Source organism: Streptomyces silaceus (assembly GCF_001419745.1).
Classification (GTDB): Bacteria; Actinomycetota; Actinomycetes; order Streptomycetales; family Streptomycetaceae; genus Streptomyces; species Streptomyces silaceus.
The window spans coordinates 1-659 of the sequence record NZ_LIRJ01000340.1; the positions used below are offsets into that span (position 1 = coordinate 1).

The 659-nt window shown below is 74.2% G+C and carries 1 protein-coding gene; it reads left to right on the forward strand.

The window, feature by feature from the left end; genetic code table 11:
* Nucleotides 1-136 precede the first annotated feature (136 nt).
* The coding region (locus AOK22_RS43055) for an aromatic amino acid lyase (protein WP_425264069.1) at nucleotides 137-659 on the forward strand (523 nt) is incomplete at its 3' end.

Here is a 659-nt window from a genome sequence, read left to right on the forward strand (position 1 = left end):
GTGCGGGCCGGGCGGGACGGGCCCGGCGGGCGGGATGGCCTTCCGCCGGGTGGCGGACCGCGGCTGACCTGGCGGTAAGTGGTCCGGGCCAATCTCACCCGTGACACCTGGCGATTCAGTCCGTACGCTGCTGAATATGGATATGCACAGCGTGGGCACCGTGGCCCTTGGGACGTCCGGGACGACCGCCTCGGACGTCATCGCCGTCGCGCGCGGGAACGCGCGGATCGAACTGACCGCCGAGGCGCGGACCGCGCTCGCCGCCGCCCGCGAGATCGTCGACGCGCTCGCGGCCAAGCCCGAGCCCGTCTACGGCGTCTCGACCGGCTTCGGCGCCCTCGCCACGCGCCACATCGGCCCCGACCTCCGCGCCCAGCTCCAGCGCAACATCGTCCGCTCGCACGCGGCCGGCATGGGCCCGCGCGTGGAGCGCGAGGTCGTCCGCGCGCTGATGTTCCTGCGCCTGAAGACGGTCTGCTCCGGTCACACGGGCGTGCGCCCCGAGGTCGCGCAGACGATGGCCGACGTCCTGAACGCGGGCATCACGCCCGTCGTCCACGAGTACGGCTCGCTCGGCTGCTCCGGCGACCTCGCGCCGCTGAGCCACTGCGCGCTGACGCTCATGGGCGAGGGCGACGCCGAAGGCCCCGACGGCACGG